The 19,112-nt window shown below is 59.3% G+C and carries 17 protein-coding genes; 8 read left to right on the top strand and 9 right to left on the bottom strand.

Going from position 1 to position 19,112, the window contains the following annotated elements:
- Positions 1-9 precede the first annotated feature (9 nt).
- From AC1D0I_RS10775 to AC1D0I_RS10755, 5 genes are read right to left on the bottom strand one after another with little or no spacing between them, the layout of a single operon-like run.
- On the bottom strand, positions 10-1,788 hold the full coding sequence (locus AC1D0I_RS10775) for an AIPR family protein (RefSeq protein WP_477394964.1): 1,779 nt from the start codon (positions 1,786-1,788) through the stop codon (positions 10-12).
- The gene (locus AC1D0I_RS10770; RefSeq protein WP_477394963.1) at positions 1,785-2,807 is read right to left on the bottom strand and encodes a PD-(D/E)XK motif protein; all 1,023 of its coding nucleotides are present in this window, start codon (positions 2,805-2,807) and stop codon (positions 1,785-1,787) included. The genes AC1D0I_RS10775 and AC1D0I_RS10770 overlap by 4 nt, the downstream gene beginning before the upstream one ends.
- Positions 2,791-5,625, bottom strand: a complete 2,835-nt coding sequence (locus tag AC1D0I_RS10765; protein ID WP_477394962.1) for a Z1 domain-containing protein — start codon at positions 5,623-5,625, stop codon at positions 2,791-2,793. The genes AC1D0I_RS10770 and AC1D0I_RS10765 overlap by 17 nt, the downstream gene beginning before the upstream one ends.
- A gap of 4 nt (positions 5,626-5,629) precedes the next feature.
- Positions 5,630-7,078 carry an ATP-binding protein gene (locus tag AC1D0I_RS10760; RefSeq protein WP_477394960.1) on the bottom strand — a complete coding sequence of 483 codons (1,449 nt, stop codon included), beginning with the start codon at positions 7,076-7,078 and terminating at the stop codon, positions 5,630-5,632.
- Positions 7,079-7,128: 50 nt separating this feature from the next.
- Positions 7,129-8,994 carry a sigma-70 family RNA polymerase sigma factor gene (locus AC1D0I_RS10755; RefSeq protein ID WP_477394958.1) on the bottom strand — a complete coding sequence of 622 codons (1,866 nt, stop codon included), beginning with the start codon at positions 8,992-8,994 and terminating at the stop codon, positions 7,129-7,131.
- 296 nt (positions 8,995-9,290) lie between these two features.
- Here AC1D0I_RS10755 and AC1D0I_RS10750 point away from each other — a divergent pair, with 296 nt between their 5' ends.
- Positions 9,291-9,770 carry a hypothetical protein gene (locus AC1D0I_RS10750; RefSeq protein ID WP_477394956.1) on the top strand — a complete coding sequence of 160 codons (480 nt, stop codon included), beginning with the start codon at positions 9,291-9,293 and terminating at the stop codon, positions 9,768-9,770.
- A 280-nt stretch (positions 9,771-10,050) separates the two neighbouring features.
- The gene (gene dcm, locus AC1D0I_RS10745; protein WP_477394954.1) at positions 10,051-11,268 is read left to right on the top strand and encodes a DNA (cytosine-5-)-methyltransferase; all 1,218 of its coding nucleotides are present in this window, start codon (positions 10,051-10,053) and stop codon (positions 11,266-11,268) included.
- On the opposite strand, the gene AC1D0I_RS10740 is transcribed toward dcm, so the two are convergent.
- Entirely contained in the window at positions 11,265-11,516 is a 252-nt protein-coding gene (locus AC1D0I_RS10740; protein ID WP_477394953.1) for a hypothetical protein, read from the bottom strand. The genes dcm and AC1D0I_RS10740 overlap by 4 nt on opposite strands.
- Between AC1D0I_RS10740 and AC1D0I_RS10735 the strand changes: the two genes are divergently transcribed.
- Both AC1D0I_RS10735 and AC1D0I_RS10730 read left to right on the top strand, forming a co-directional pair.
- Positions 11,515-12,042, top strand: coding sequence for a very short patch repair endonuclease (locus AC1D0I_RS10735; protein ID WP_477394951.1), 528 nt, complete (start codon positions 11,515-11,517; stop codon positions 12,040-12,042). The two genes, AC1D0I_RS10740 and AC1D0I_RS10735, sit on opposite strands and share 2 nt — an antisense overlap.
- Entirely contained in the window at positions 12,024-13,253 is a 1,230-nt protein-coding gene (locus AC1D0I_RS10730) for a type II restriction endonuclease (protein WP_477394950.1), read from the top strand. The genes AC1D0I_RS10735 and AC1D0I_RS10730 overlap by 19 nt, the downstream gene beginning before the upstream one ends.
- A 55-nt stretch (positions 13,254-13,308) precedes the next feature.
- Here the strand turns inward: AC1D0I_RS10730 and AC1D0I_RS10725 are convergent, their stop codons facing one another.
- The 3 genes from AC1D0I_RS10725 to AC1D0I_RS10715 are packed head-to-tail and all read right to left on the bottom strand — an operon-like array spanning position 13,309 to position 16,663.
- The gene (locus tag AC1D0I_RS10725) at positions 13,309-14,199 is read right to left on the bottom strand and encodes a plasmid partitioning protein RepB C-terminal domain-containing protein (protein ID WP_477394948.1); all 891 of its coding nucleotides are present in this window, start codon (positions 14,197-14,199) and stop codon (positions 13,309-13,311) included.
- Positions 14,196-15,089 (bottom strand): plasmid partitioning protein RepB C-terminal domain-containing protein, encoded by an 894-nt coding sequence (locus AC1D0I_RS10720; RefSeq protein WP_477394946.1) that lies wholly within the window; start codon positions 15,087-15,089, stop codon positions 14,196-14,198. Before AC1D0I_RS10720 ends, AC1D0I_RS10725 begins: the two co-directional genes overlap by 4 nt.
- The gene (locus AC1D0I_RS10715; RefSeq protein WP_477394944.1) at positions 15,089-16,663 is read right to left on the bottom strand and encodes a recombinase family protein; all 1,575 of its coding nucleotides are present in this window, start codon (positions 16,661-16,663) and stop codon (positions 15,089-15,091) included. Before AC1D0I_RS10715 ends, AC1D0I_RS10720 begins: the two co-directional genes overlap by 1 nt.
- Before the next feature lie 62 nt (positions 16,664-16,725).
- Here AC1D0I_RS10715 and AC1D0I_RS10710 point away from each other — a divergent pair, with 62 nt between their 5' ends.
- The 4 genes from AC1D0I_RS10710 (at position 16,726) to AC1D0I_RS10695 (ending at position 19,100) form a co-directional block, all read left to right on the top strand.
- Positions 16,726-17,097 carry a hypothetical protein gene (locus tag AC1D0I_RS10710; RefSeq protein WP_477394942.1) on the top strand — a complete coding sequence of 124 codons (372 nt, stop codon included), beginning with the start codon at positions 16,726-16,728 and terminating at the stop codon, positions 17,095-17,097.
- Positions 17,098-17,368: 271 nt separating this feature from the next.
- Positions 17,369-17,614 carry a hypothetical protein gene (locus AC1D0I_RS10705; RefSeq protein ID WP_477394940.1) on the top strand — a complete coding sequence of 82 codons (246 nt, stop codon included), beginning with the start codon at positions 17,369-17,371 and terminating at the stop codon, positions 17,612-17,614.
- Positions 17,615-17,911: 297 nt separating this feature from the next.
- Positions 17,912-18,214 (top strand): hypothetical protein, encoded by a 303-nt coding sequence (locus AC1D0I_RS10700; protein WP_477394938.1) that lies wholly within the window; start codon positions 17,912-17,914, stop codon positions 18,212-18,214.
- A 118-nt stretch (positions 18,215-18,332) separates the two neighbouring features.
- Positions 18,333-19,100, top strand: coding sequence for an excalibur calcium-binding domain-containing protein (locus AC1D0I_RS10695; RefSeq protein WP_477394936.1), 768 nt, complete (start codon positions 18,333-18,335; stop codon positions 19,098-19,100).
- Positions 19,101-19,112: the final 12 nt, after the last annotated feature.

Raw genomic sequence — 19,112 nt, 5'->3', positions numbered from 1 at the left:
TGTTTTCTCCTAACGCGCCAGTTCGGGCACTCCATCAGGAATTGCCGGAAGCGACGCAAGTTTGACTTTATCCCAGCATTCTTCTTTTTTTGCCCATTCGGATACTTGGGCTCCGCGGGCCGTCTGAAGGAGCACCTCATTCATTCTCGAAGCGAGTTCCGAAATGAAGCTGGACAGCTGCGGCGAAACTGACTGGCGCTGCCAGATCGATTCCAGGGAAAGCCGGCTGCGCCATTTCTCCGCAAGATATGCCACGGTGTACGCGGTTATGTTTGCCTGGGCCTGGCTGAAGCCACCATTTCGAACCACTTTCTGGGCTGCCTTGAACAGGATCGCCTGTGCAATCAGCTTCTTGTACCCCGCCACATCCAGAGACCCGGCTGCCGTGGTTTCGGGCTCGGCCATAAACCTTTCGAAATTTTTCTGGCTGCCGAGCGAAACGATATGTGGCCTGCCGGACCAGGCCTGGATATACTTGGCAAGATCAGTCTTGGTGATCTTTCTGGCTGGCGGCACCGCGTCCCTGATCTGTCGTAGCCTCGCCGGAGTCGTTCCCTCCCTGGCAAGCATGACGTTGTAGCTGCCGGCTGCCCGTTCATAGAACCAGCGGCCAACGCCATCCGGACAGTAGGTCGACAGGGCAAGTTTCTCGAGTTCGACATGGAACGGCTTGTTGGCGGAGAGATCGGAAACCTTCACCGCGTTCTGGCTGTTGGCGTATCTGGAGATATCACCAATCAGAATTTCCTCGGCCTCGGGGTCATGCCGGTGCAGGATTATCACCTTTGCCGGAACCCTGACCCGGGTAAGATCCGTTTCGGGGTACTTCCGCTTTGTAAAATAGATCGACGCGGTGGTCTGGCCGCCATTCACGATCTGCATTCCCTTGAGCCAGGCAAGGCCAGTCGAGCTGTCACCCGCGCGCCCCAGGCCTGCTTCGTCAGCAATCAGGACGATACCGTTGTTGTAGGCCATGAACCGCTCGGGAGTGTCCCGCAGCGTGTCCCGGATTCCCTTGTTCACCTTCCCGGTCTGGCTCAGGAACGACCTGACATTTGCCTCGAGAAGCCGGGCCCCATAGCGGTCGTAGAGCATCCGCAGGGCATTTGCCGGAATCGCCGTGAGTGCGTAGTCATATTCCTCGTTTTCACCGGGCACATAGACGCACGGCAGCGGGGAGCCGCAGATCTCCTCAAAACTGGCGACCAGTTCGTCACGCGGCTTTCCTTCCGACCAGTGCCGGTGCAGGCGTTCGATATCCATGACCTCCAGCCGCACCGATTTTCCGGCGACATCGCGCGGCTTGAAGGTCCTAGTCCTGGCCTGGCGATCAGTCAGCACGTAGACACGGACCTGCTCGAGATCGGCGTAGCAGTCCCGGATTGTCAGACTGAACTCGTAGGCATCATCCGAAGGATCTATCGCCTTCACCAGTTTGCCATCCGCGGAGCTGCCCAGGAATTTGAGGCACTGCTCGGCTGCCTTGACGACCTCACTGTCCGATATGGGCTGAACCGTATCGGCCCCCGAATACAGTGTGACGAACAGGTCGACCTGGTCAGCCTCGTCCGACACGGCGTAACCATTCAGCTTGAGTGTCGCGGCGCCGACCTTGCGCTCTATGTGAAGGACGCGGGGGTCAAACGTCATGCCGCATTCGGCCATGTGCTGCATGACCACGTCGGTGAAGGCAGCCTCCGCCTTGAGATATCCGCCTTCCGTCATGCGGTCACTGACGAGGGCATTTACCTCGCTCTGGGTCTGGACCAGAAATTCCTGAAGGGTCATGCGGAAAGCACTCCGTAACGGGTCAGAGCTTCGGGCAGCGAAATGACATTCGCATTCACCAGGTCAAGATCGACTTCATAGACCGCGGTCCTGATCGCCGGATCAGTTGAACTTCGCAGCAGGCAGGGGAAACTGTCATCGATTTCGAAAACGCGGACGTCCACCAGATCGAACCGGCGGGAGTAAAGACCTGCGGCGGAGCCGTCATAACCGGCGAGAAGCAGCGCGCGGTCCATGGAGGCAGCGAGATCCCGGGATGATGCGACCCGGGCTCTCAGAGCGTCAGTCAGCTCGGGCAGCGTCTGGCCGGTCTGCTGCTGACAGAGCCGGAGACCGGCAAGCAGGACCGGCCGGCCGGAAAGACCGTCCAGCTGTTCAAGCGAGCTGATCTGGGCCGGGAAGCCGTTGACCGAAGTCGTCGACTTCACCTCGATCCCGATGGTGTCGCTCTGGAAGTCCTGAAGTCCGCCGCGGGGGCCTGCCCATGAATGGACCATGATGTCGGGCACGGCCCCCGCATCGAGCGATTCACGAAGAAAGACTAGTTCGCCGTACAGACCGATCTCTTCTTCTGGTGAAAGGCGGTCCGGCTTTGGCCGGCGCATGAAATCCTGCCACGCCCTGATGCGGGCAAGCATCAGCGCGAGCAGCCAGCTGTCCGACTTGGTGGAGGTAGCCGAAAGCGCAGCGACAATATCGGCCGACATCTGGACAAAAAGGTCACGGCCGGCTCCCGCCTGACGGATCAGGCAGACCCATAGTCCGAAGCCCGGCGCCAGCGCTTCTCCTGCAGTCTCTACGCGGAACCCGCTCCCTTCGGGGAGCTCGGTTTTGGCAGGTGTGGTATCGACGCTGAATCCCACAAGGAGTGTCTCGCCTCCTTCAGGAAAAACAATCCCGCCCCTGAATCGGGGTTGTGAATGGCCAAGTGCAACCGTCAGAAAGCCCTTCTCCGCTTTCTGGCCCGCGAGCGCACTCCATGCGGCCTCCAGTTCGCCGGTATCAGTCAGCACCACCATACTCCTGCATCCATGCGACGTTGTTCACCTTGTACTCGACCTTTGTTCCGGACTCGCTGGCAGGGAAGCTGATGCCGAAGGCGACCACCGGCGGAAGGTCCGCCGGCACGTTCCCGCCTGCTTCGGCCGGGTCAAGGAGATAGATCAGAAGCAGTCCGCGCTCGGGATGTCCGCCTTGCCCGTTGATGCCCTCACCCCTGACCCGCCTTATCGCCGGTCCCGAAGGATCGGAGGGACCCTCGACGGATCGGGAACGCGCAGGATCAGGCTTCCAGCCGCTCCTGGTGATCGCCATGGCCTCTTTCCATTCATCTTCGTCCAGATCGAGCGCCTCGTCGCGTGGTGAGAGCAGCCGTCCTATCGAATAACGCCCCTCCACACCATCGGAAGACCGTTTCAGCATGGCCACCTCAAGACCTTCGGCTAGTGGATGGGACACGCCGCGCCCACCGCCGACAACGACGACAATCCAGCTGGTCAGCTCATCGACGAGATTCATTTTCGTGATGAACTCGGCGAGCAGGACGCTGTTGACCTTGTATGCGTCCGGATGCGTCCGGTACGAATTCAGGAAGGCAATGACGTCGGTGGCGGCGACTTTTTCCCAGAGCCGTCCCTGCCAGCGCTGCATGCCATCGCCCCGCTGTCGTTCGGGATTGTCCTCGCCTTCTCCGAGCCTGCGGACGAGATCCGTCGCAGCATCCAGATTGCGCTGCAGCACCGTTTTGTCGGTGAAGAGGGTGATCGTTTCCGAAACCTGCCCGCTGAACGAGAGCATGAGGCTTTTGGCCGATCTCATCTTCAGCCGCGACGTGACAAGCAGCACAGGATGTGACTGGACCTTCAGCCCGTATTCCCGTGGTGTGGCGCCAGAAGCTGCCATCAGATCGAATTCCTCGCGAAGTTCCTCGGCGGCATCTGCGATGTGTCCGAACCAGCCCGCCAGTTCACCGGTGGTGTAGAGCCGGCAGAGGTCAATGTAGCCGGGGCGGTATCCAAACCAGCGGCCCATCTGCATGAGCGTGTCGTACATTTTCGAGGTCCGCAGGAAATAGCTGACACACAGGCCCTCAAGGGTGAGTCCACGCGAAAGCTTGTCGCCGCCAATAGCGATCACCTTCAGGCCGGGGCCTGTCTGGTCTGCATAGTCAAGCGCATCCTTTGCCGTGCCGTTGATCATGCGGACGTCGATGTCGGCGACGGTCAGCCGGATTGCCTCCAGCACATCCGGCCACGCGGGAAGTGCTGCATCTCCAGCGAGGGTCCCGAAACTCTCTGCTGAAGCCTGGCTTGTCGGAACGAAATCGGCGAACCAAAGCTGCCCGAGACGCGCCTCGGCATCTTCATGTCCGATCTGGCGGCCGAGCCGCTGACGCAGCGACAGGACGTACTCCTCGACCTTCTGGTGCACGATCTTCTGCACGGAGGTGAATCGTGTGACGTGCACCAGCATCGAGGAATGAGCATCCGCCTGGCCACGCAGCCGCCGCACCGCGCAGGCGATCAGGAAGGAGTCGATTGCCGCCTCCAGCGTTGCCGGAATGCCTGTCTCGCGGTCGCTGCGCGGCACGTAACCGTTCCTGTGCGTGTGCGGCATCCATCCGTTTCTGCCATCCTCCGACATGTGATCGCCCACCTCCCGGTAAAGTGGCAGTCCAGGTGTGCGTCCTGCTGTCGACCGGAGCCCGAAGATCTGTGCCGGACCGACATAGCTCGACGGAGCAGCCAGATTCACGATGAAGGCGGAGGGGAAAAGGTCCGGACCTTCCTCTTTTGTTTCTCCCCGTTCGTGAATGAAGATGTTGGCAAAGGGCGTCGCAGTGTACCCGACATATGCGGACCGGCTGAAGGTGTGCACGATCCTGCGGGTAAGGCTGTTTATCGCGGTCGGCTGGTGCTCGGGATCCGGGATGCCGTCCTCGTCAAAGATCTGCTCGCCTGTATCTACAGAGGCATGGTCAGCCTCGTCATCGATCAGCAGCAGCGGCAGTCGCTTGACGATCTTGCGCCCGTTCTCGTCCTGCGCGTCGGCAACGTGATGGCGTACCCACCCGAGCAGACGCTCGAGCACGGTCTTGTTTTTCTTGACCACGAAAAGCCACGGCCGCTGTTCCGGTGTGATGCCGAGTGTGTTCGCACGGGCTGTACTGAAATCACCGTTGTTGGTGCGGTTCGTGACGTAGTTGGGACGGATCGAGGGATCGCGGTCCACGAGGCCGACGCCAATCTCGCGGATATCGTCAGCGATCGGCCTTGTCTCATACCCAAGGAACCCCTCGTCGAGACGCATCTGCGTCTGTGAGCGCAGATTGTTGTGGAGACCGGCCAGCACGATGATGATCTTGTAGCCCGCATCGGCTGCCTTGCAGATCAGGCCTGTATAGTTTCCGGTCTTGCCCGACTGGACATGGCCCACGACCAGCCCCCGTCGATCCCATGCTCCGTCACGCAACGGATCCTCCAGCATCCCGAGGATCATGTCGGTGGAGCGGTCAAGGCCATCGACCGCCGCAAGGGACATCCGTGCCTCGAGATACTCGCGATACCGCTGCCAGTATCGCCAGTCGCTCTTGCGCGAAGCTTCAAGCCACGCCCTGTGGCCTTCATCGTTGCGTATGGTGGAGTCGGTTCCGACCCATACGCTGAAGCGTCTCACCAGCTCGGCGATCGCTGCATCCTGGTCGAATCCCTCACGCCAGGCTGGCTGGAAGGCAAGCACCTGATCGATCTTGGCGCTGATCATCGCGGGGCTGATCGTGCCGGGATCCTCGTTGATCAGAAGCTCCTGGGCAAACTTGATGACGCTCTGGTTGCTCAATGATCTATCCTCTGGAGACGGATTGCAGTGTTTCGACAAAGGCTGGCCAGCTGTCGAAGGGTTCGGTGGCCGCGAGCTGGCGTCTGGCCTGCTCTTCCGTCAGCCCCTTCCGGTTCACAAGATTGTTGAAGACGGTCTGCATGACAGACCTGACCTCGTCCTGTGGCACGCCCTGGAAACCCGTGCGCGGCGTCTCTCTTGCCTCGGCCGTATCGAGCCAGATCTGCTGGACCGGCACCGTCTCCTCGATGACCCTCAGCATTGCGATGACGTCGTCCCGGAGCACGCCTGCATTCTCCAGCACTGCTGCAACAGCCGGATGATTGCGGTCGACGCGGTAGCGCAGGCCGCCTGTCAGATGCGTCGCATGCCAAGCGGGCGAGACCGGTCCAGCACCTGGAGACCGCTCCGGTCTGCCCCGGAACGCAAAGACCTTGCGCGCACGCTGGCGAACGTCTTCTGCAAACAGCGAAAGGCGCATTCGCGCCTCAAGTGGCGGGCGCGCCGTCGATTTCCTGATGTCGATCTTCCAGTCCTCGTCAGCACTGTTGGGAATGTCGAGGCGGATACGCGCAAGCCTGAACGGTTCTTCCTTGGTCCAGGATCTGCCCTGTCCGAGACCAAGCCAGTGCCCCGCAACGAGAAGGCGCTCGTTGCGGTATACGTAAAAGCCCTGCTGGGACGTCCACCCGTCCGGTCCGGCCGCCTCTTCGTATTCCTTTGGTGACAGCCGGTCCTTGTGGGGAAGGACAAAACCTTCCACCTCAATGCCATGTCCGTTGACCCGGAACGATTCGGATCCCGACCGCCAGGTGTCTGGCCGGCTGCGCAGAAACGGGTCCCAGGGGCGGATGGCTGTGCCATTGATCCGGATAACCAGCCGACGGGCCTCAAGGTAACGATGAAAGACCATCGAAAGGTGCCGTTCGATACGGTCTATCACAGCCAGAAAATCCTGGTCCCTGGAGCCGGCAGGAACGATCCGGTCCATGGTCTCCCACAGAACCAGCGTTCCATTGGGCATTTTGTCCAGGGGTAACAGCAGGGATTCGGAACCGGGCGAGGGTCCTTCGAGAAGTGACCAGCTTCCGGTCGGGTCGTCACGCAGAACATCGAGATCCCAGCGGAGCGAGAACGTCGCGCCATCGCGTCTTGATGCTACAGTCAGGCGCCGCGCCTGCGAAAATGACGCCGTCTTGAGGCCGAGGCCGAACCGGCCAAGATCGCCTGTCTCCCTCTGCTCGAGCGGGCTTCTCTCGCCAAGGCGCATTGCTGAATCCAGCGTCTGCTCGTCCATGCCTGCGCCATTGTCGGTTATCGCGATGCTGCTGTCCGGCCCGTTCCAGACGAACCGGATGTCGACAGCGGAGGCACGGGCAGCAATGCTGTTGTCGACAAGGTCGGCAATGGCGGTGGCCGGCGAATAGCCCAGCCCGCGCAGGGCTTCGACCATGGCACTGGCACGTGGTGGGGCGTTCCTCGAACGTGGCGGAACAGTTGATGTCACAGGAATGGCTGCAGCGCAGTCGAGCGATTGGGATGTCTCAGGATGCTGATTGCCTTCACCTCGATCTGGCGGATCCGCTCACGGGTGACCTCAAACATGTCTCCGACCTCCTCAAGCGTATGCTCATCGACATTCGCCAGCCCGAAACGCAGCCGGATTACCCGCTCGCTGCGAGGCGAAAGCTGTGCGAGAACACCCTCGATCAGCCTGCGAAGGGATGCCGCATCGTGGCGGCGATCCGGCTGGGAACAGGTTCTGTCGACAAGTCTCTTCGGGATGCTGCGCCTTGAGGCGACCGGAAGGTTGAGAATCCGTTTTGCAAAGGCAGGCGGCTTTTCGAGTTTCTGCGCCACCTCGTCAACAGTCGGTTCTCTGTTGAATTCGGCCCGTGTCCTCTCGCGCAGCCGCGCGACTTTTCTGATCTGTTCGGCGACGTGCACCGGGATCCGTACGATACGCGACTGGTCATCGACCGCCCGGAAAATGCTCTGCCGGATCCAGTAGGTGGCATAGGTTCCAAAGCGCGCTCCCTTCTGCGGGTCGAACTTCTCGGCGGCCCGTAGCAGCCCGAGATTCCCTTCCTGGACAAGATCGTCGAATGGCAGTCCCCGCCTGATGTATCTTCGTGCGATCCAGGGCACGAGTTTCAGGCCGCCTTCCATCGCCCGGTTGCGGGCTGTCCAGTATTTCTCAAGGGCCTTTGACATTCTCGCAACGGCTGGATCGTGGCGATCGGCACTGACCTCTTGGAGCGCCTTGAAAAGGGCCTCGTATCGCCAGCTCCCGGCGCCATCATCCGCTTCCGCAGGATCTGTCTCATCGGGTGGACCGTCCGCATCAGGCGCGCCCTGTTCGATATCCGTGTCTTCCGGTTCCTCGACGCTTTCACCCGGCGTGAGGATTGTCTCAAGACCTCTGAACAGATGGACACAGCCCTTCAATGCCTCAACCACTTCCTGGCGTGCCTGGGCCAGTATCGTGAAGATCCACTGTTCCCGCTCGGGGCTGAAAGTTGAAAATGAACGGATGTCGGCGAGATATCTGTCCGCAGCAGCAGGGTTGTTCAGCTCATCCTCAATCTGCCTGATTGCTGCGGCCGCAAGCTCCCTGTCCAGCCGGCCGGGGACCACGGCTCCACGGTTCAGAAACGTTGCTGCGATGCGGCCCGCGACAATCCTGACGCCGGCTTCCTGCACAATCAGCCTGAACAGGAGAAGCTGATCGACCGTGGCCCCTGGCCAGGCCTGACGCAGGCTGCGCCCGGATATCCATCCGCTTGCAATCGCCTCGGCCAGGATCATGCCCGCCTGCTCGGGCAGCACGAAGGTCTGGCCAGGAGAAGATGCCGCGGGCAGGGAGATTTCGGCAGACGACCAGTCGTCGTCATGGACCCTTGCCCGATGCGACGAAATGGCTGCCTGGAGAGCCAGGACACTTTCGTCGGGCGCCTGTTTGCTCTCTGGCGGCTGGAAATCCTGCTCGGGCTCCCATCCCGCGGCGCCGGTTTCCGGCTCAGGGTCGCGGAGCTCTTCAATGGCCCGCTGGTCGAGGACGGCATCCGCCAGAGCCACCTGCGAAAGATAATGCCCGACGTCCCGGTATCCTGCACTTGTGGCAAGCTCGCCAGCAGTCAGGCCGCCAGGATCCCTGAGCGATGCTTCCGCCCCCTCGTCCAGCAGAAGGGCACAGATGTCTTCGCGTCCAAGCGCAGCCGCGATCATCAGCGGCGTTCTCCCTGAAGCGTCACGGCCATTGACAGCCGCTCCGCGCCTGAGGTGCAAAAGGATGGAGCTCTCCGGGCCTTTCGAAAGCGCGAGCCTGAACAGCGGCGAAACCGCTACGGTGCCGACCGAGTCAAGCACGAAAGCGCCTGCCGTGCGTCGGCAGCATCATGTCATAATCCCCCCAATATTTCCCACACCGGATTTATAGCAAGAAAAAGCGCAAGGGAAGCGTGTCGTCTACTTATGCCCGACTTGGTGCGAATTTACATTCAAGATCAAGAACCCGCTCACCCAAGCCCGTAGTAGCAAGCACCACTTCCTAAAGCGACTGAACGAGACCAAGCGGCTCAGGCTGAATTTCGGCTGTGGGTGGAAGGCGGCCAAAGGTTGCAATATGAACACAAGGAAATCGAAACTGCGGGGGGCTTGTTGCCATGGAAGCCGGCGTCATCACAATGAGAAATGTCTACGAACGGTTCGGGCGCGCCTCTGAAACGGCTCAACCCTATGAATATGGTTTGGCCACCATATGGCTTTATCTTGAATATTTCGGCAAGGGATGGTGGCAGAAAGCGCCATCGCCAGATGCTCTTTCCTCTTTGCAAAAAACAATGGAGAGAAAGACTCTCGGTCAATTGCTGGCAAAAGTTCGGGGGCTCTCATGGTTTGAGAACGGGGGTGCCAACGACCAGTTCGAGGACCACCTCGGTGAAGCCCTTGAGGCGCGGCACTTCCTAATGCACGAGTTTTTCAAGACAGACGCAGGGACAATGGAGACCGACAAGTGGCGACATCAAAAACTTCTCGAATTGGAGCGGTATCAAGAAGCACTAGACAGGGGGATGGATATAGCGTCGAGACTCCTGAATGCGTTGGTCAAACTTCGTTCTGATTTCCTAGATCCTGAACGTTGAGATGCGATCATCAGCGAAGGTCTTACAAATATCGTGACTGGGTCTGGCAATAGCTCCAAGCTGAACTAGCAGGGACCGCGCACTGCATCCGCGCGCTGCTCAGGACTACGGGTGTCGGGAACTGCCAATGGCAGTAATGGGTCGTGAGCCGAAATTCAAATTGAGACACTCCCTCTCCGGCAGTGGTTAGGGGTTCTTCCAGCAATATTTATGTTCGCGCATTGTTCCCCGGAACCGAATCTGCCACTTTGTCAAAATTCTTCCCAGCGAGGCGTTTGACATGACAGAGTTTTCGACCCTCCGGCAACAGGCGGGGCTATCGATGCCGGAAGCCGCCGCCCGAACCGGATATTGCGAGCGCACGGTTTACAGGTGGGAGACTGGCGAAGTTCGGCCGCGTAAGGCGGCGCTGGACCTTCTACGGTCCATCCGGCCGGTGTCAGCACAGCAAAGCACCTCTGCCTTCACCTTCATTGACCTGTTCGCAGGGATTGGCGGGCTTCGAAGGGGCTTTGAGCCGATCGGCGGCAAGTGCGTCTTCACAAGCGAATGGGACGGCTATTCGCAGAAGACCTACCGGGCGAATTTCCCCTGCGACGATCACGAAATCCAAGGCGACATTCGCCTTGTGGAATCCAAGTCCATACCGAAGCACGATCTGCTTCTTGCCGGATTCCCTTGCCAGCCATTTTCGATCGCTGGCGTGTCCAAGAAGAACGCCCTGAACCGTCCGCATGGATTCGCCTGCGAGGCACAGGGTACACTGTTCTTCGACGTCGCACGCATCATCCGCGACCTCCAGCCGAAGGCTTTCGTTCTGGAGAATGTGAAGAATCTCGTCAACCACGATAAGGGGCATACTTTCCGCGTCATCTATGACGTGCTTACCAACGAGCTTGGCTACCACGTCGACAAGCGGGTGCTCGACGCAAAGTCGTGGGTGCCACAACATCGCGAGCGGATTTTCATCGTCGGCTTCAAGGAGGACGTGGGTTTCAGCTTCGAGCGTATGATCGTGCCGGACCCGCTGAAGGGTCCGAAGCTAGGCTCGATACTTCACAAAAAAGGAGATGAACCCGAGAAACTGTACACCGAAGCCGATGGCAGGGTGGCGGCAAAGTACACGTTATCAGCACATCTCTGGGGCTACCTACAGGACTACGCGGACAAGCATCGGGCAAAGGGCAACGGCTTTGGGTTCGGCCTCTTCGATCACAAGGACATCGCGCGGACGCTTTCAGCCAGGTATTATAAGGACGGGTCGGAAATCCTGATTAAGCAGGGCATGAAGATTCCCCGTCGGTTGACGCCACGTGAATGCGCGCGGCTTATGGGATTCGATCAGCCCGGCCGTGCGCCGATGGTGATCCCGGTTTCCGACACTCAGGCCTATAAACAGTTCGGAAACGCCGTCGTGGTTCCGGCCGTCGAGGCCGTGGCGAGCCACATGGAGCCCTACCTGATGGAGGCTGTGCGACCACTAAAGCTATCGGCCTAATGTGGCCGGTGCTTGATGTCGGTGATCGGGCCGATAAGGTCCGTGGCGTAGTGAACTGCCATGGGCGCACCGGTGAAACGGACGCCCCAAGACTTCTCATCCTCCAGAAAGAAAACGACTTCGATATCCTCCAGCATTTCGGGTTCGTTGGCGGCTGCGAAGACGGCTTCTATATGGTCACGGTACGGGCCGACGATCCGGGCCAGATCGTCGCTCCAGACCTCCGCCAGCGGCTTTTTCTGGCCCATGAACTCGATTGTCCATCTCATCGTCGTGTTCTGCCCGCGCCGAGCTGTAATGTCCATGGCTGACATCGTTGACGTCGCTACCCGTAGCCGGATGATGAGCGGCATCAGGGGCAAAAATACCCAGCCCGAAATGTCGATCCGGCGCGGTCTACATGCGCAAGGCTTTCGGTTTCGAATCCATCCCAAAGAGGTACCCGGCCGACCTGATCTTGTGCTACCGAGGTATCGAGCCGCGATCTTCGTTCATGGTTGCTTTTGGCATGGTCATGACTGCAATCTCTTCCGGCTCCCCGGTACACGATCAGAATTCTGGGCCGAAAAGATCGCGGCTAATAGACTACGGGACGAGACAGTCTCAGAGCTGCTTGTCTCCGCAGGTTGGCGCGCGCTCACGATCTGGGAATGCGCTCTGCGGGGACATGGGAAGATCGGGCTTGACGAGGCTATTGCGCGATCTGCGGAGTGGATCAGGGGAGACTCTTCGCAGGCAGACATAAGGGGGAGACCGTGGCCATCGGAGACCTGAGCGACTGGCTTGACGAATTCGACAAGCCGGACCAGTACATCTGGTACGTCAAGCGCTTGTCAGCGAACGACACGTTGGCGAACAAGGCGCATCAGGCCGGGCCGTATGTCCCCAAGGGCTTTCTCTTCGAACTGTTCCCGGCGCTCAATAATCCCACAGAAAAGAACCCGCGCGTTTCAGTTGATGTCATTATCGACTCCCATGCCGCTCGCGTGACGGCGACTGCGATCTGGTACAACAGCAAGGTGTTCGGCGACGGKACGCGCAACGAAGCGCGCATGACGAATTTCGGCGGTAAGGAGTCACCGCTTCTGGATCCGGAAAGCACCGGCGCGTTGACAGTCTTCGCGTTTGTGCTCGATGAGAAAAACGCAGCGACGGCGTGTCACGTCTGGGTGTGCGATCACACGCTGGAAGAAGACCTCATTGAAGAGCGCATCGGGCCGGTGGAGCCGAAACAGGCCGTGTTCTGGATACCGGGCGTTGGCCGTCCAGACCTATTCCGCAAGCCGGTGCGAACGGACTGCAGACTTACCACGGCAGAAATCCCCCCCGCATGGCTGCTGCGCTTCCCAACTGGCGTAGAGGTGATACGCAAGGCTGTGGAGCTTCGACCGGTAAGGCTTCTTAAGCCCGACGACAGGCTGATGAAGCGCCGCAAGTGCGAGTACGAGGTTTTTCAGAGCGTAGAGGAGGCGTTCTTCCTGCCGAGGATCAAAGAAGGCTTCACCTCCATCACCGACTTCGTAGGCATGGCGCAATCGGTCCTCCAGAGCAGGAAATCCCGTGCGGGAAACTCGCTGGAGCTCCATGCGAAAGAGATTTTCACTGAAGAGGGTCTTCGTCCGCTGGTCGAATTTCAGCACAAGCCGGTGATCGAAGGCGGCAAAATTCCGGACTTCCTGTTCCCATCCGCAGCGGCCTACGCGGACCTTGCCTTCCCCCGCGAGAAGCTGCGGATGCTAGCGGCGAAGACCACCTGCAAAGACCGATGGCGGCAGGTCATCAATGAAGCCGACCGGATCGAAACGAAGCACCTTCTGACACTGCAGGAAGGCGTGTCCGAAGGCCAGTTCAGGGAAATGCAGGACGCCAAGGTGCAGCTTGTCGTGCCGGAAGAACTGCACAAGGCCTACCCGAAAGAGGTGCAGCCTCACCTGATGACGCTGGAAAGCTTTCTGGGGGATATTCGCCTTCTGGTCCTTCCCTAGGCTAGGTGGAACTAGGGGCGGACAGTTGCTCGGATCGAAGGGGTCCTGATCTCGGCTATGCTACCTTCTGTAGCTCCGTTATCTTCTGGAACTCAGCAAGGAGGTCTGGATGATGGTGCGCCATGTGCCGGACGATACGGGCATTCTCGAGTAGTCGCGCGAGATAGCCCGTCGCCAAGACAACATCCAGATGATCGCTTCCGTAGTCCTGTTCAATTGCTTTGAATTCACGGTCGAGCGTCGCGGATTCGCCCTCCATCATGTCGATCTGCTGTTGGCTTAAGCCTTTTACCGTCTTGGCGCCCCGCACGAACTGGCTCTCGGGAGTCGCGGCCACCAGGGATTTCGCATAACTGATCGAGTACCTGTTCATCGCAATCATCAATTCGGCTGCTTCGATCTGCCTGATCGACTTGAGTTTCTTCAACTCTCCGAACGTGTTGATCGGCACGTGCCTGTCCTTAAGCAATTCGACGACTTCCGGACAGATGCCTTCCAGCAGGCTGCGTTTGTGGCGGATGCTGCCTATGTTGACGTTCAAAGCCCGCGCGAGCCGCTCTTCCGAAACGCCTTTCTCGATCGCCTTCAGGATCATCTTGTGTTCCTGGATGATGGCGATCCTGCTGATGCGTTTGTTGTAGGTGAACGCCTCGTCTTCGGTTGCCACCAAGCACACAACTTGCGTCTCGCCACGGGCTCGCAGGATGTCGATGCGGATATGGCCGTCAAGCAGGTGGAAGCGGTTTCTATCGGTGCTATCCCTGACCACGACGGGGGGTTCGATGATGCCCACCTCAGCGATGGACGCTGCGATCTGGGCGTACTTCACCGATTTTACTACCGAAGGTGTGAGTTGTCGGAGCGGCAATATCTCATCGATCGAAATACGGAGGCTCGCTGTCTCAAACGCTATTTTGACGAGAGCTGAATTGCGGACCGTGCTCATGGATTGGATTCCTCCAGGCGATCCAGACGCTGCGCCAGATTCTTGGGCAAGGTCGTCAGGCCTTCCTTGGAGAGTAGGTCCCGGAATTCATCGTCGTGCAGCAGCCTGCGCATGGCTTCAGCGATAAAGATGAGACGATTCCTGGCAGCCTGTGCGCGCCTGATCAGCATCCGCTTCCGATCAGTGTCTTGTTGATAAGCGCGGACAAGGGCCTCCGTCGACATTTGCTTTGGTTTCAAATGCGGCTGGTTCTTCAGCCGCTTGCCCTGAACTCGTCGCTGCTCTACGAGCCGTTTCGCGGCATGGAGTTTTCTTCCACGAAGCAGGTTTTTCTCGTAAGCGTTCTGAAGTGCAGCCTGGACATCCTTGTCGTCCGCCTCAGCTATATCGAGTGCGACGCTGAAGGGAATGTGACCGGATTCCACCGCACGCAGAAGGCGCTGCTCGCCGGTTTCAAGAAGCCTGACCACCGCATGAACATATTCCGCCGTGAGTCCTGTCTTCCTCGCGATGTCGGCAATGCTTTGCCCACTCTGTTTCATGCGGCCGATGTCGTTGAGAAGATCGATCGCGTGGTGTTTTCGGCGTGCACAGTTCTCGACCAGACTGGCCACGAGACAGTCTTCTGGATCGGCTGCAACGACAAGAGCGGGGACCTCCTGTTGGCCCAGCGCCTTGTAAGCCTCCAGCCTGCCCTGGCCGCAAACCAGATCGTAATATGGTCCTCCCGCCTCGACGCGACGGGCAACTGTTATCGGACGTTTCAGACCAATTTCGGAGATGTTGTCGACGATATCGCTGAAGATTCGCTTATTGCGTATTCTGGGATTGACGATCGTGATCTTTTCTACCGGGATCATTTCAACCCGCTGAGCCGGCGTCGCGGTCATTATGCGGCCTCCTCTATCAGGGTTCGTGCAGACATCGCGTAAAAAGTATCCAGCGTGTCGAAGCGGTACGCATCGAGGGATAGCCCGTTGTGCTCGCAAAGACGCAGGACGGCCGCGTGCATATCCATACGGGGCAGCAGATAGTAGTCTCGCGCCTGGGCGTTTTCCGGATCCATGCGTATGGCGACCGTCAGGTCGGGATTGAGCACTGTGTCGAGCCGCAGCTTCCAGCGAAGCGATCCCGCGCCTGTGTGGAAGCATCTGACGATTACAATACACGCAGTGAACTCGCGATTCACCGTCAGCAGGTCGGTCGCCGAATCCTGCTCGACCTCTCCCCCGGCTGTCCCGATTCCCGCGAGCACTTCCGCTATTACTCCAGGGTGCATCCTTCGCAGGGCGCGGTTTGTCTCCAGATACCGATAGTCGTGGTCCGGAACGAACCCTATGAGCGCATAGGCGCGCAACAGACTGCCGAAGCGTGACAGGTATGAGCTGCTTGACGGGCAGTCGTCTGCCTCGTCGATGATGATGCCGGAGAGATAACCGTTCTTCGTCAGAATTCCACTGAGGAGGTCCAGCATCTTCTCGTCCGACAGACGTTCGGACCTTGCTGCGATGATGGCTTGTGCCCGGCTGAAGGAATCCTTGTCAACGATCGCTTCGAACACCTCGTCAACTCTTATCCAGGCGTCCTTAGGATTTTGGACATGCGACTGCTTGAGCTTGAACGACGTACGCGCCCACACATTGTTGCCGATGTATTTTTCGTTGATCAGGAGTTGGTGTACCGTACCCTTCGTCCAAGGCCGTCCGAGGTCTGACAAGACGCACCGTGCGTTCAGAATCTCGGCGATTTCTCGCTCGGTGCGGTTCTCGGTTATGAACTTGCGATAGACCTCTCGTACGGTGTCGACCTCATGTTTCGGCCCGGGGACCAGGATGACCCGATCGGTCGCGATGCTTTTGTGCTCGCCTCGAACGAGTTCGCCTTTCGAGTTACCGTTCTGATCAACAAGAACCCGGCGCAATCCGTAGCCGGCGGCGCCGCCCTGCCGAAATCCAAGGCGGATCAGATGAGCCTGGCCTGCGAAAACTTTAACGGAGAGTTCCCGGCTGTATTCGCCGGCCATCGCCCGCTTGACCGTTTTCACAATGGAAGAGCCGATGCTGCCGTCGTTCTCGAACTGCTCGGCGCAGTAGTGGACGCGAATCCCTGCGTGCTTGCATCTAAGCTCTATCGCGGCCGCTTCGTCGGGGTCCTGGAAGCGTCCCCATCGGCTGACGTCGTAGACGAGGATTGCTGCATAGTCCGCGCGGCCGCTTTCGATGTCGTCCAAAAGGGACTGCAAGGCATCCCTTCCGACAAGACGAAGGCCGCTTTTTCCCTCGTCCGCGTAAGTCCGGACGATTTCGAAGCCGCGTGCGTCAGCATACCGTTGCATCGCCGACGCCTGGTTGTCGGTCGAGTACTTCTGGTGCTCGGTCGACATGCGAACATATTGGGCGGCTCGAATCCTGGAACGCGCGTGCCGGGCTTCGTTTCCGCCCGTCTGGTTCCAATTGATTACCATCTCGGGCCACGTGCGGAACAAGCAGGAAGCTGCGAACGATTCTAGCTCAAGGAGCCGGAAATATGTTTCCGAAAAGCGGCAATAAATTTCCAGAATCCATTCACGCAACCGAAGCGGTATATGCCTCGGCTATCGCCAAAGCATTGGCATCCGAGGTCGGCACGAGCCGACTAGCGACGAAAACCGTGATGTTCTGGACGGGTGCCAGTGACCGTAGCGCGAGGCATTGGTTGAACGGAGATCATGGCCCAGGTGGTTTGCACCTCATTCTGCTGGCCAGGAATTCGACGGCGGTAATGAAGACAATCATGCAGCTCGCCGACCAGGAAGGATTCGAATTGACGATTGAACTATCGGCCGCGCGGACAGCTCTCATTCGAGCCACCGCGATCGTGGAAGCCTTGTCTTTCAAGGCAGACAAGATTGATGTATGAGCTCTGGCCGTCTCAACCCCACCAGAACATCGCCCAAGTTCGACAGTGAGGCCTCGTCGTGGCGGCGAAATGTCATAGAGACGAACCTGCCAGACTTGCCGAAGGTATGACTGCCGTACCGCGCGAGCGGGCGCGGATCGAAAATCATGTTTGCGAGTTTGCCGGATGTGGCATGCGTGCGCCAATTCGGTTTCGCCAAGCCGAGGCATGAACCGCACTGGTTCTGTTTCGGGCACCGAGAGCATGGTGACAGCTATTTGCAGGGGGCAAGATGATCAATCCGCCGAAAGGACAGGAAGAATATCAGGACCGCGACATTGACTGCCAGAAGGCCATGGAACCTGGCATCCAAGCCATCGTCGACTGCATGCGCGAGGCGGGCTGGACAAGGGGYGAGATTCTGCGGGCGCTGAAGCGGCTCATTGCCGCCGACAACATGACCCTGAAAGAGAATGCCAGGACGGAAACGCAACTCGCTATAGCGCGAGCAATGATACGCTCAGGCAAGCCGCTCTAGGCTTCACTGACACCCGCTTCGTCGACCTCCGCTTTCATTTGGTCGCTGATCGGCTTGGCCTTGCCGGCGCCAACTATGGGTTCGCCATCAAAGCCCTGCATCCACGCGTCGGCCAGAAGTCAGGCGCGGCACGCACATTGCCATCCTTGCGCGCCTGTGCGCCATACATCCATGCGTAGGTGATGCGCTCCTGGTCCTTCTTTAGCTACGGCCATTCTCGCTTTCCTTTCTGCGCTGAAAGCAGGCGTACATTAGCAATCTCTTGACAACCGAACCCGTCACTCCAGAATCCTATGCATGGCGCGGGAAATCAATATCGGTGACCGTGTGGCGATCAGCGCCACGGTAGGCAAACGCATCGAGGATCGCGTGACCCTCCACATTCTCACGGCCAACTATCCCTATTCGATCGTGGATCTAAAGGCGAAGCCAGGCGACAAGATCAGATTCGAGGGCGATGTCGTCCATGTTGACGAGGATCTGGGTCGGGTGACTGTACAGGTGCTCGGGCGTGTCACGGTCGACGCCGTCACGGTTGAACTGGTGCGGAAACTCCGTAGGCCCAAAGGCACAACACCGCTGATTGGCGAGCCGACCTGACGATATCTGGACTCTCTCCCGCAACGGACGCATTCTCTTCTCTGGGGAGTGGGGCGTGGGCAAACACCGATACGACAATCGGTCTGATCAATGGCGCAAACGGCGCGGCGCCCAGCGGATGCGTGCGCGCGTTCTGGCTGGCATTCCGAAGCGGCTTGTCGTAGTCACGGTGGCGGCGATGGCCGCCTATGTGGCGCAGTTCGTCGTGCAGCACAGCGAAGGCGCCCCCGACCTCCATGTATCTCACTGGATCGGACGCACGCCGGAGCCGATAGCCGGTGTCGCCTCGGTCATCGATGGCGACACGATCGAGATCCACGGACAGCGCATCCGCTTCAACGGCATCGATGCCCCAGAGTCAGCCCAGCAGTGCGACGACGCCAAGGGCTTACGCTACCGGTGCGGTGCCAAGGCAGCGGCAGCGCTCGACGGGTTCTTGGCTGCCTCTAGGCCGGTCACATGCACCTTTGTCGCGTGGGACCCTTACAACCGCTTCGTGGGCGACTGCCAGCGCGCAGACGGTGCCAGTGCGGCCGCCTGGATGGTCGAGCACGGCCAGGCGCTCGACTGGCCCAAATACAGCCATGGGCTTTACGCGGGGCACCAGGCGAAGGCCGAGGCGGCAAAGATCGGTCTCTGGGGCGGCAAGTTTCAGATGCCCTGGGATTGGCGTGCCGGCCATCCCAACGTCGGCGTTCGCACGACAACCAACCAGCCTCCCGGGCTCATCAACAGGCTGGTGGCGCAGAGCTATTCGTGCCAGCCGAGGCGAACCTGCTCGCAGATCAGTTCGTGCGACGAGGCGAACTGGTATTTGGCCAGCTGCCCTTGGGGTGGAAAGCTCGACCGGGACAGCGACGGCATTCCTTGTGAGAGCCTATGCTGATCGGGGTGGGAT

The sequence above is a fragment of the Mesorhizobium sp. P2_D1 genome (assembly GCF_056404455.1).
The sequence above is the reverse complement of the archived record's forward strand: the minus strand, read 5'-3'. Positions and strand labels throughout refer to the sequence as shown.

Coding starts and splice junctions, on each gene's coding strand:
- AC1D0I_RS10750 (WP_477394956.1), top strand. CDS start 9,291: ATGGAAGCCGGCGTCATCACAATGAGAAATGTCTACGAACGGTTCGGG.
- AC1D0I_RS10740 (WP_477394953.1), bottom strand. CDS start 11,516: ATGGGCCAGAAAAAGCCGCTGGCGGAGGTCTGGAGCGACGATCTGGCC.
- AC1D0I_RS10770 (WP_477394963.1), bottom strand. CDS start 2,807: ATGGTGGTGCTGACTGATACCGGCGAACTGGAGGCCGCATGGAGTGCG.
- AC1D0I_RS10700 (WP_477394938.1), top strand. CDS start 17,912: ATGGCGCGGGAAATCAATATCGGTGACCGTGTGGCGATCAGCGCCACG.
- dcm (WP_477394954.1), top strand. CDS start 10,051: ATGACAGAGTTTTCGACCCTCCGGCAACAGGCGGGGCTATCGATGCCG.
- AC1D0I_RS10695 (WP_477394936.1), top strand. CDS start 18,333: ATGCGTGCGCGCGTTCTGGCTGGCATTCCGAAGCGGCTTGTCGTAGTC.
- AC1D0I_RS10725 (WP_477394948.1), bottom strand. CDS start 14,199: ATGAGCACGGTCCGCAATTCAGCTCTCGTCAAAATAGCGTTTGAGACA.
- AC1D0I_RS10715 (WP_477394944.1), bottom strand. CDS start 16,663: ATGGTAATCAATTGGAACCAGACGGGCGGAAACGAAGCCCGGCACGCG.
- AC1D0I_RS10720 (WP_477394946.1), bottom strand. CDS start 15,089: ATGACCGCGACGCCGGCTCAGCGGGTTGAAATGATCCCGGTAGAAAAG.
- AC1D0I_RS10735 (WP_477394951.1), top strand. CDS start 11,515: ATGAACTCGATTGTCCATCTCATCGTCGTGTTCTGCCCGCGCCGAGCT.
- AC1D0I_RS10760 (WP_477394960.1), bottom strand. CDS start 7,078: ATGGTCGAAGCCCTGCGCGGGCTGGGCTATTCGCCGGCCACCGCCATT.
- AC1D0I_RS10775 (WP_477394964.1), bottom strand. CDS start 1,788: ATGACCCTTCAGGAATTTCTGGTCCAGACCCAGAGCGAGGTAAATGCC.
- AC1D0I_RS10710 (WP_477394942.1), top strand. CDS start 16,726: ATGTTTCCGAAAAGCGGCAATAAATTTCCAGAATCCATTCACGCAACC.